The 10,421-nt window shown below is 54.5% G+C and carries 5 protein-coding genes and 1 pseudogene; 3 read left to right on the forward strand and 3 right to left on the reverse strand.

Annotated features, from left to right (window positions below; translation table 11 throughout):
- Positions 1-91: 91 nt before the first annotated feature.
- Positions 92-1,645 carry a fatty acid--CoA ligase gene (locus HMPREF2959_RS05310; protein ID WP_002243563.1) on the forward strand — a complete coding sequence of 518 codons (1,554 nt, stop codon included), beginning with the start codon at positions 92-94 and terminating at the stop codon, positions 1,643-1,645.
- A 91-nt stretch (positions 1,646-1,736) separates the two neighbouring features.
- Here HMPREF2959_RS05310 and HMPREF2959_RS05315 read toward each other — a convergent pair whose 3' ends face one another.
- Positions 1,737-3,764: a BCCT family transporter gene (locus tag HMPREF2959_RS05315; protein WP_002213396.1), complete on the reverse strand. Its 2,028-nt coding sequence runs from the start codon at positions 3,762-3,764 to the stop codon at positions 1,737-1,739.
- A 288-nt stretch (positions 3,765-4,052) separates the two neighbouring features.
- Here HMPREF2959_RS05315 and HMPREF2959_RS05320 point away from each other — a divergent pair, with 288 nt between their 5' ends.
- Positions 4,053-6,059, forward strand: a complete 2,007-nt coding sequence (locus HMPREF2959_RS05320) for a site-specific recombinase (RefSeq protein ID WP_002217085.1) — start codon at positions 4,053-4,055, stop codon at positions 6,057-6,059.
- A gap of 122 nt (positions 6,060-6,181) precedes the next feature.
- Here the strand turns inward: HMPREF2959_RS05320 and mltB are convergent, their stop codons facing one another.
- Both mltB and HMPREF2959_RS05330 read right to left on the reverse strand, forming a co-directional pair.
- On the reverse strand, positions 6,182-7,273 hold the full coding sequence (mltB, locus tag HMPREF2959_RS05325) for a lytic murein transglycosylase B (RefSeq protein WP_002220892.1): 1,092 nt from the start codon (positions 7,271-7,273) through the stop codon (positions 6,182-6,184).
- A 148-nt stretch (positions 7,274-7,421) separates the two neighbouring features.
- Positions 7,422-8,849, reverse strand: a complete 1,428-nt coding sequence (locus tag HMPREF2959_RS05330; protein ID WP_002220891.1) for an acyl-CoA dehydrogenase family protein — start codon at positions 8,847-8,849, stop codon at positions 7,422-7,424.
- 184 nt (positions 8,850-9,033) lie between these two features.
- Here HMPREF2959_RS05330 and HMPREF2959_RS05335 point away from each other — a divergent pair.
- A pseudogene (locus HMPREF2959_RS05335) lies at positions 9,034-10,421 on the forward strand (transcription-repair coupling factor); the annotation flags it as partial.

The raw sequence follows: 10,421 nt of genomic DNA on the forward strand, positions 1-10,421 counted from the left end.
TGTTAGGGAAAGTTGCACTTCAAATGCGAATCCGTCGGCATATTGTTTTCAAATGAGGGCGTTCTCCGTCCGCAACCATAAAGGAAGTTTCATGAACCGGACTTATGCCAATTTCTACGAAATGCTGACCGCCGCCTGCCGCAAAAACGGCAACGGCACGGCAGTGTTCGACGGCAAGGAAAAAACCGCCTACCGCGCGCTCAAGCAGGAAGCCGAAGCCGTTGCGGCGTATCTGCAAAATATCGGCGTGAAGTTCGGCGACACGGTCGCGCTGGCGGTTTCCAATTCCACGGAATTTATTACCGCCTATTTCGCCGTATCCGCCATCGGCGCGGTTGCCGTACCGATGAACACATTTTTGAAAAACAGCGAATACGCGTATATCCTGAACGACTGCAAGGCGCGCTTCCTGTTCGCCTCGGCCGGCCTGTCAAAAGAATTGGCGGGCTTGAAGGCGCAAACGCCCGTCGAAAAAATCATTTGGACGGGCCAAAGCCGTCCGGACGGCGAAATGGCGGAAGGCGATGCCTTTTTTGAAGACGTGCGCCGCTTCCCCGAAAAACCCGACTTGGGCCGCCAACCCCGGATAAATGATTTGGCACACATCATCTACACCTCCGGCACGACGGGGCATCCCAAAGGTGCGCTAATCAGCTACGCCAACCTGTTCGCCAACCTGAACGGCATCGAACGCATCTTTAAAATCTCCAAACGCGACCGCTTTATCGTTTTCCTGCCGATGTTCCACAGCTTCACGCTGACGGCTATGGTGCTGCTGCCGATTTATATGGCGTGTTCGATTATTTTGGTCAAATCCGTTTTTCCGTTTTCCAACGTTTTGAAACAGGCCCTGCTCAAACGCGCGACCGTGTTTTTGGGCATACCCGCGATTTACACCGCAATGAGCAAGGCGAAAATCCCTTGGTATTTCAGATGGTTCAACCGCATTCGCCTGTTTATCAGCGGCGGTGCGCCTTTGGCGGAACAAACCATCCTCGATTTCAAAGCCAAGTTCCCTCGCGCCAAATTGCTGGAAGGCTACGGACTGAGCGAAGCCTCTCCCGTCGTCGCCGTCAATACGCCCGAGAGGCAAAAAGCCCGCAGCGTCGGCATCCCCCTGCCCGGTTTGGAAGCCAAAGCCGTCGATGAAGAATTGGTCGAAGTGCCGCGCGGCGAAGTGGGCGAACTGATCGTCAGGGGCGGTTCGGTGATGCGGGGCTACCTCAATATGCCTGCCGCCACCGATGAAACCATCGTCAACGGCTGGTTGAAAACGGGCGATTTCGTTACCATAGACGAAGACGGCTTTATCTTTATCGTCGACCGCAAAAAAGATTTGATTATTTCCAAAGGTCAAAACGTCTATCCGCGCGAAATCGAAGAAGAAATCTACAAACTCGATGCCGTCGAAGCCGCCGCCGTCATCGGCGTGAAAGACCGTTATGCCGACGAGGAAATCGTCGCCTTCGTCCAATTGAAGGAAGGTATGGATTTGGGCGAGAACGAAATCCGCCGCCACCTGCGTACCGTGCTGGCAAATTTCAAAATCCCCAAACAAATCCACTTTAAAGACGGGCTGCCGCGCAACGCTACGGGCAAGGTATTGAAACGGGTGTTGAAGGAGCAGTTTGACGGAAACAAATGAACGCCGTGCCGTCCGAAGCCCCGTCCGGCAAAAAAAATGCGGTGAATCTGATTCACCGCATTTTTTTTGGCAAACGCCAGAGATAAGGCACTTACTCTGCCAATTCCACCTGCTCGTGCGCCATCAGTTCCTGACCGACATCATCCAACAACATCAAATAACGTTCGTAGTTTTTCAAAATGTCGGCAATCAGCTCGTCCTTGTTCATATACTGCACATCGTACCCGACGCGCCCGTCGAAAAAATAAGCGTAGGGTTTGTAAGTTGTCTGATGCCGGATATGCGGCAGCTTGCCGTCGTTAATCAACTGGTCGGATACATCCTGCCCGACAGACTTAATCCCGTACATAAAATCGCGCATCGTCTCTTTCCGAATGACGAACTCGATTGCGGGCTCGTCCTGATGAAACATCTTATCGACCCGGACGCTCAAGCCGTATTCTTCCGAAAGCTCCCGTTGCAACTCGTGCATAGCGGGCGATGCGGTATGTTTGAGGAATTTTAAAATATCCTGCTCCTGCGTCTGGCTCATTATCTGCACCAGCCGTTCTTTCCACTTGCCGCCCGTCCAAAATACACTGGTAGGGTTAACCCGGGTCTCAAAATATTTCTTATCCGCACTCAAGCCTTTCCACAGGCTGAAACACATTATCAGCATCAGCAGGGCAAACGGCAGGGAAACAATCAGGGTCATAGACTGCAGGTTGCCGAGTCCGCCCGAGCGCATCAGCAAAACGGCAACGGCAGACATCAGCACGCCCCACATAACCGCCTGCCACCGTGGCGCGCTCAAGCCTTTGTCCCGAGAGGTAATATTGTTCAGGACATAAATCCCGGAATCGGCAGAAGTTACAAAAAACAGAGAAATGACCAGCAGGCTGACGATGCTCGTCAATTCGGGCAGGGGGAGGTAATTAAAGAATTTAAAAAGCAGCGTTTCCGGAGAGGAGGTCATCTTTTCGAGCATTCCCCCCGCAACCCCGTCATTCAGCCAAATCGCCGTATTGCCGAAGACGGTAAACCACAAAACGCCGAACAGGCCGGGGATGAGCAAAACCCCGAAGACAAACTCGCGGATGGTGCGCCCCTTTGAAATGCGCGCGATAAACAAACCCACAAACGGCGCCCAAGAACACCACCACGCCCAATAAAGCACCGTCCAAGATTCAAACCACGGCTTGTGTTCCCGTTCGTACGCATAAGTTTTAAAACTGAGGCGCACCAGATTTCCGAGGTAGTTCCCTATGTTGTCGCCGAATGCCGACAACAGGTAAACAGTGGGACCCGCCGCCAAAACAAAAAACAGCAGCAAAAACGCAAGGCTCAGGTTCAACTCGCTCAACACCTTCACGCCCTTCCCCACGCCGGATATTGCCGAAACGACGGCGAGGGACATGACGGCGGCGATAATCAAAACCTGCACGCTGAAGCTGTTTTCGGCAATCCAGCCCATTTCCTGCAATCCGGCGCCCAGTTGCGAAGCCCCGAACCCCAATGTGGTGATGATGCCGAAAAAAGTAGCAAGCAACGCCATAATATCAATGGCATCGCCGAACCTTCCGGAAATTTTTTCTTTCAACAGGGGATAAAAACAAGAACGCAGGGCAAGCGGCAGCTTGTAGCGGAAACCGAAATAAGCCAAAGCCAATGCAATCGTACCGTACACCGACCAAGCGTGAACGCCCCAATGGAACACCGTGTGCAGCAATGCCTGCTGCTGCCTGTGTTCCGGCGTGCCGGCCGTAATGTCCGAAAAATAATGCATCAACGGCTCTGCCACGCCGAAAAACATCAGACCCACGCCCATCCCGGCCGCAAACAGCATCGCCAGCCACGACAGGAAGCCGAATTCCGGCACATCTTCATCCCGTCCGAGCCTGATGTTTCCCAAACTGCTGACCGAGAGTATCAGCAGGAAACCCAGAAAAATGGAAAACGTTAAAACATAAAACCAGCTGAACTCGGTAAAAATGACTTCTTTTGCCCGATCGAGCCACATCTGCACCTGATTCGGCACGGTTAAAACCAATACCACCAAAACACACACAAAAAACAAAGTCGTCAAAATAACCATCGGATTAAATGACGTTCGGCGTTCTATAAATTCAGACAGGGACAAACCTTCTCACTCCTTTGTTAAAAACAGACAAACCCGGTCATCGGGCAAAGCGGTCAAAACCTGCCGGTAAAATACCGGCTTCCGGATGACGAAATGCACAAACCGGCCGAAATTGTTATAATCGAAAAAATTAAAAATCAATACGGATTATTCTATCAGATTGATTTATCGATATTTATTATATCATTAATATAGTTTGATTTCAAACTAGCGGAAAATGCGCCGCCTTCCGCAGGCGCGCCCTCCCCGCCATCGGGGCGTTTAACGCTGGATTGCCGATGCGGTACAATGGCTGATATGAAGAAAATTACCCCTCAAAACCTGCGCCCCCTGCTTTCGGAAAGCTTGGGACATACCGATTTTGTCAACGTCCTCAACGCACTGATTAAATTTTTGCGCCGTGGCGGCAAAAAATGTGCGGGGGAACGTTTCGACCTGATTATCGACACATTCAAACAAGACAGGGAATTACTGTCCCGCTTCAGCCGGTGTTTTTACATCTGGCTCGCGCAGGTGCACATTTATCCGGCACTCATCAAACTCGGCATCTTCTCGCGCCACAGCTTTGCCCGGGAAATGGGCATACGCATATACGAACGCTTCAGCCCGTCATATAAAGATTTTGCCAACTTGGGCGAAGTCTTCCTTTATCTTTTCCATTCCGAAAACGACGACAAATGGCTGCAAACGCTCAATATCCGCCAATGGCTGGTTTTATACGAACTCATCCGAAGCCACGCCGAACCGTCCAAATTGCAGACGGCGGGCATCCGCCTTGCCGATGCGCGTTTGCGCGCCATCGAAATGCTGTCTGTCTGGACGGCATCCGAAGCCATCGAACCCGACCTCATCCGCATCGCCCCGCGCCTGCTGGAAGCCGATTCTTCCTTCGTCGCCCTCCAGCGCGAAACCGCCAAACTGGTCGAACACTACCGCAACAGCACTGCGCCTTACGACACCGCCCACCTCGAGGTGATGTTCGACCAATGTTTCAGCCAGATTGACTATTTGCGCCGCAAAGGGACGGGCGCCGGCTCCGGTTCGTCGGTCAAAGTCGCCCACCTGCTCGAACGGCTCCGGCAGACCGTAGACCGTCTGAAGCTGCTCACCGACATCCAAACCGGCGCCGGCAACAGCAACCGCCTGACCATCGCGCTGATGAACTCCCTCATCTACGCGGCGGTCGAACAATACAGCACCCGCCACCTGCGCCGCAGCAGCATCCGTATGCTCGCCCGCAGCATTACCGAAAACAAAAGCCACCACGGCGAACACTACATCACCCGCAACCGCAAAGAATATTTCAAAATGTTCTACTCGGCGGCAGGCGGCGGCGTCATCATCGCCCTGATGGCGCTGCTCAAAATCCGCATCGGCACACTCGGCCTCAGCCCCTTCCTCACTTCCTTGTCGGCCGGGTTCAACTACGGCATCGGCTTTATGATCATCCATATGCTGCACTGCACCGTCGCCACCAAGCAGCCCGCGATGACTGCCGCCAGCTTTGCCGAACAGGTCGATCTCAACGAAGGCGGCAAAGCGGTGGACAACAAACTCGCCAAGCTCCTCATCGACGTATGCCGCTCCCAAAGCGTCGCCGTCTTCGGCAACGTTTCCATCGCCATCCTTTTGGCGTGCGCCATATCGTTCGGCTATGCCCATCTGTACCGGCAGCCCATACTCGATGCCCACACCGCCGCCTACCAGTTCAAATCCATAGACATCATCGCTTACCCGACGCTGTGGTATGCCGCCATTGCAGGTCTGTGGCTGTTCTGCTCCGGCATCATCGCAGGTTTTTTCGACAACCGCGCCGACTACCTCAACCTGCGCCAACGCCTGCCTTTCAACCCCTTGCTGCGTAAAATCATGCGCCCCGGGCCCCGCCGCGTCCTCGCCGCCTACATCCACAAACACTACGGCTCGTTGGTAGGCAACTTCATCTTCGGGATGCTCTTGGGTATGACCGGCTATTTCGGACACCTCCTCGGGCTGCCGCTGGACATCCGCCACGTCGCCTTTTCCTCCGCCAACCTCGGCTATGCCGCCGTCAGCGGCAACGTCGGTTTGGGCACGTTCGTACTCGGCATTTTCAGCGTCCTCGCCATCGGCCTGGTCAACCTCTGCGTCAGTTTCAGCCTCGCCCTCTTCGTCGCCCTGCGCTCGCGCGGCACGAAAATCGGCAGCATCCGCAATCTGATTAAAAGTTTTTGGAATCAGATTAAAAGCAATCCCTGCATACTTTTCCTCCCGCCCGCCAAAGAACAGGGACATCCTCCTTCGGACAAGCCTTGACCGGCAATGCCGTCTGAAGCGGGATTCGCCCCGAATACCGCCCTGATGCGGGAAATCCCCATAAAAGGATGCAAAAATGCCGTCTGAATCGAAACGTGGTTCAGACGGCATTTTAAAAAACATTACAATCCCGGGCCGCCAAGCGAATTGGCAATGTCCCTGACCGCCGTTACATACATCCGACTGTGATTGTACTGCCATACCGTATAAAAATTGTTCAAGCCCAAATAATATTCAAACACGCCGGGTGCGGTTTCCAGTTTGAACAAAACCGCCTTTTCATCATCGGCAAGCTCTTCGCCGGGGATGATGCCGTACGCCTTCAAATCCGCCACCGTCCGCGTCAGGGCGGTTTTTTCGCCAATGATTGCCTGAACATCCGCACCCGGCGCCAATGTTGCAGACACCAGTATTTTCCCGCCCGTGCGCCAACCGTGCTGCTTCATATAATTGGCAACCGATGCCGCGACATCGCCGATGTTGCCCCATATGTCCCGATGTCCGTCCCCGTCATAATCCACCGCCCATTTCCGGTAGCTCGAAGGCATAAATTGCGGCATCCCCATTGCGCCCGCATAGCTGCCTTTAAAGGCGAAAACATCGCCGCCTTCTTCTTTTGCCAGCTTTAAAAGCTCGACCAATTCTTTTTGGAAAAACCCGGCGCGGCGGGGGTAATCAAAGCCTAAGGTCGCCAATGCGTCCGCCACACGGAAACTGCCCGTATTTTTGCCGTAATTCGTTTCAATCCCGATAACCGCCACGATAAGTTCGGCAGGCACGCCGTATTTTTGCGCCACATCATCGATAAGCGCGCGGTTTTCCGCATAAAACCGGCGCGCGCCGCGAAATTTCGCCTTGCCCGAATTTCCCGTGCGGAACACATACCACGGACGCGATGTGGAGGGTCGGTGCATAATCTTGACGATGTCCGCCTTGTAAGCCGCTTTGTCAAAAAAATCCTGCCATTCCGCCCGGGAAAAATCCCCTTTCCCGACTTCATCGTCCACAAAACGGCGGACATTTGCATTGGCGGCAAACCCGCTGTCGGATACCGGTACGGCTGCCGCGTCAAACGCGGGGCGGCTTTCTTTTTTCATTTCATCCGCGCGGGGGGCTTGGGCTTCATTTACCCGGGGCGGGCGTGCCTCCATCGCCGTACAGGCAGACAAAGCCGCCAAACAAATTGCCAGCGGCAGTATTTTTCTCTTTTTCATAAATATGTTCCGAACAAATAGGGTAAGTGGGAAAGCGGCGCAAGGGGCGCGGTGCGAAATGCGGCATCCGCCGCAATCGGCGGCTTTGTGGAATACCGCGCGTTGCCTTTTGCACCGCCTGAAATCCGTATGCCGCCGTATTTGCCCGCTATCCGCAATATCGGCAGTCCAATATATCTTTGCGGATGTCGTTCAGCAGGAAGGCTGCGGTGTCTTCGTGTTCCGCCTGTACGAAGACAAAGAGTCGGGCGATGATTTTGCCGATGAAGACTTTTTGCAGGGCGCAGGCGTCGGTCAGGGTGTGTTCCTGCAGGAAGCTGCGGATGTCTTCGGGCAAAGTGTAGTCGCGGGCGACGGCGGCAAAGCGGGCATCGGTTTGCAGGCGGTCGAGCAGGGTTTGGTTTTTGTCCAACTTCATGCCTGCTTCTTTTTCTTCGGCGGTGGCGCGGACGAACTGGTCGTAAATTTCGGCATAAAGCATATCGTTCGGGCCTTCAAAAATCGTGAAGGGGCGGATGTCGATAGCGATATTGCCGGCGGTGTGTCCGCGTTCAAAACCCTTCGCGCCCAAAAGTTTTTGCAACATTTGCGCGGCGGCGTAAGTGTATTCCGTGGCGAGGGTTTTGACGATGTTCGCCTCCATCAGCTGATGGGCGACGGGTGCAACGGGCGAAACGGAATGGCAGACGTAGCGGTAAAGAATCTCGGAAACCTGATGGCGGCGCCGGATTTCGCGGCGTTCGTAATCGACGAATCTGATGTCGTTGCGGACGTATCGTTCCAGGTTTTCAAGGATGTATTCCATAATGCCGTGCGTCATGCCGATCAGTTGCAGGCGGCTGCGGATAAAGATGTTTTGGAACGCGCGCAAACCTGCGGCGTCGCTCTGGGAGAGTTTCATCACGGCGGTTGCAGGCATTTCGGCATCGATGCGGTTGACGGCGTAACGGACGGCGCGCAAGCCTTCGGATGCGAGGGTTTCGCAGCGGATGTATGTTTTGGGGACGAGCAGCAGGTCGATGACTTTGGCGAGTTTGCCGTTTTTGCGTTCTTTGGCGGCAACGAGGAGGAAGTCGCTTTGCGAGTTGCCCTGCCAGTATTTTGCGGCGTTGACGTAAATGGTTTGTCCGTCGGTATATTCGTAGTAAGACTGCATTTCTCGGGCAATCGCCGCGCCGGAGGTTTCGGGTTCGGTAACGCCCAAACCGCCGCCCTCGCCTTTGAAAACCATGTCCAAACCCTGTGCGATTTGCGCTTCATCGCCGAACTCTTGCAGTGGCTGCAACACCAGCGCGCCTTCGATGCCGGTACGCAGCGTAACGGGTACGCCGTAATGCCCCGCAATCCGCAATACTTCCTGAATTTCAAACTGGCTGCCCTTGCGGCCGCCGTGTCTTTTGTCGAGGAAGGGCAACAGCAAACCCGCCTGCTTCAAGGCAAGCCATTTGTCTTCGGGCAGGTATCGCATCAGGTCGATACCGTCTGAAAAAATGCGGCGGAATGCGGATTCGATGTGCTTTAAAAAAGCAGCCGTGTCCATAGTTGACGGCTGCGCGCTCGGTTCGGTGTGTATCATCGGCTTCCTCTGTCGGTTCCCATTAATCGGCGGCCGGTCAAACCGCCTGCCACAGTTTAGAGTTGATTTTCTAAACTTTACCACAAAGTGCGCCGGGCAACAATCCGCCGGCTTTTCAGACGGCATCGCGCACCCTCCCGTGCTAAAATGACCGTTTGCATCACTGTCCGCCGATTGCCGCACTATGACCTACCCCATCCCCAAACCCCGTGAAAAATCCCGTTGGCCCAATCTTTCGCAAGGCTCGCTGCCCTTGGCTTTGGCGCGTTATCTGCCGCACAAGCGGCTCAAGGTCGTGCTGACCCAAGATGCGGAACAGGCGTTGCGCCTTCAGACGGCATGGCGGTTTTTCCGTCCGCACGACACGGCGGTGTTCTTGCCGGACTGGGAAACGCTGCCTTACGAGCGTTTTTCTCCGCATCAGGATTTGGTGTCGGAGCGGCTCTCGGCGTTGTGGCAGATTAAGAGCGGCGCGGCGGACGTGTTGTTTGTGCCGGTTGCCACGGCGATGCAGAAGCTGCCGCCCGTGCCGTTTTTGGCGGGGCGCACGTTTTGGCTGAAAACAGGACAGACTTTGGATATAGGCCGTCTGAAAAGCGATTTGGTGGATGCAGGTTATAACCATGTTTCCCACGTTGTTGCGGCAGGCGAGTTCGCTGTGCGCGGCGGCATTGTCGATTTGTTCCCCATGGGCAGCGAAATGCCCTACCGCATCGATTTGTTTGACGATGAAATCGACAGCATCAAAACCTTTGATACGGACACGCAGCGCACCATCTCCCCCGTTTCCGAAATCCGCCTGCTGCCGGCGCACGAATTCCCCACCGACAGCGAGGCGCAAAAAATCTTCCGCAGCCGCTTCCGCGAGGAAGTCGATGGTAATCCGAACGATGCGGCTGTGTACAAAGCAGTAAGCAACGGCCACTTCGGTGCGGGCGTGGAATATTATCTGCCGCTGTTTTTTGAAAACGAGCTGGAAACGCTGTTTGACTATATCGGCGAAGACGCGCTGTTTGTCTCTTTGGGCGATGTTCACGCCGAGGCAAACCGCTTTTGGAGCGATGTCAAATCCCGTTACGCGATGGCGCAGGGCGACGAAACCTATCCGCCTTTGCTTCCACAGCATTTGTATCTCTCTGCTGATGTTTTTGCAGGCCGTCTGAAAAACTACGGACAAGTGCTGCCCGATGTTTCCGGCAAGGAACACACCCTGCCTGACCTTGCCGTCAACCGCCAATCCGACGAGCCGTTGCAGGCATTGAAGGATTTTCAGACGACCTTTGACGGGCGGATTTTGCTGTGCGCCGAAAGCTTGGGACGGCGCGAAACCATGCTCGGTTTCTTGCAGCAAAACGGTTTGAAAGCCAAACCTGTGTCCGACTGGCAGGGCTTCTTGTCGGCGCATGAGCCGCTGATGATTACAGTGGCGCCGTTGGCTTACGGGTTTAAACTGGGCGGACTGCAATCGCCGAACCAACAGCAAACTACTTCCGCCTCCGAAGGAGAAGGCGATGCGGTTACCGACCAAACCGAATTTTCCGCATCCGCAACAAACCCTCTCCCTAGCCCTCT

Origin of the sequence: Neisseria sp. HMSC070F02, from assembly GCF_001814225.1 — a bacterium.
Lineage (GTDB): Bacteria > Pseudomonadota > Gammaproteobacteria > Burkholderiales > Neisseriaceae > Neisseria > Neisseria meningitidis.